The organism is Collinsella sp. AF20-14LB, from assembly GCF_003459505.1.
Taxonomy (GTDB): Bacteria; Actinomycetota; Coriobacteriia; order Coriobacteriales; family Coriobacteriaceae; genus Collinsella.
The window spans coordinates 1-754 of sequence record NZ_QRWD01000051.1; the positions used below are offsets into that span (position 1 = coordinate 1).

At 61.0% G+C, this 754-nt stretch carries 1 protein-coding gene; it reads left to right on the plus strand.

Going from position 1 to position 754, the window contains the following annotated elements; translation table 11 throughout:
• Nucleotides 1–754, plus strand: a 754-nt coding sequence (locus tag DWX63_RS11345; protein ID WP_199411205.1) for a hypothetical protein, incomplete at both ends; no start/stop codon positions are given.

The following is a 754-nucleotide window of genomic DNA, read 5'->3' on the forward strand; positions in this document are numbered from 1 at the left end:
TCGAGCAGGTCATGCGCGACGAGGGGCAGGACATGAGCCTGCTCGACAAATGTCTAGACGGGTGGTACGAAGGGGATAAGGACTGCTCGGACCCGAGCATCTTCAGCGGGCCGAAGTTCGTGAGCAAGAAGGTGAACGGAGATCTGTACCTGTGGACTTGGGTGACCATGGGCAAGTTCTACTTCTATAAGGATGGTACTGACAAGACCCATCTACTCTATAAGTCCCAGCGATATCTGACTGGCACTAATTTCGTATTTCCGGCAGAGCTTGCCAAAACTGAGCTTGAGCCCACTTGCAACCTCAACGATAAATTCGGCACCGACCCCTCGACAGGCTTCACCGGCTGGCACCTGGACATGAAGCTGGGTGACGAGGCTATATCAAGCTGCACGGCGGGAAGCGGCATTACCGCCTTGTACGGCCGCAACCGCTGCACCCTGCGCACGGAATATGCCCCCGGATCGGTCGAGCTGGACCCGAGCTGGGACATGAGGCTGCTGCCCGAGGATGGTGCCGAGGCGCACCCCGGCTTCATCCCCGTGTTCGAGGAGCCCAAGCACAAGGGCTACGACGCCAAGGGCAAGGAGTTCGAGCTTGCGGCGATCGGCGACTCCGGCGAGGGCCACACGGCCTATTACTGGGACGAGCTCGCCCGCATCACGGTCCCCGCGACCGCGTACCGAAACATCGGCGGCGGGCAGTGGCGCACCTACAAGTGCGAAGCGTGGCTCGACGCGGACGAGGCGAACGC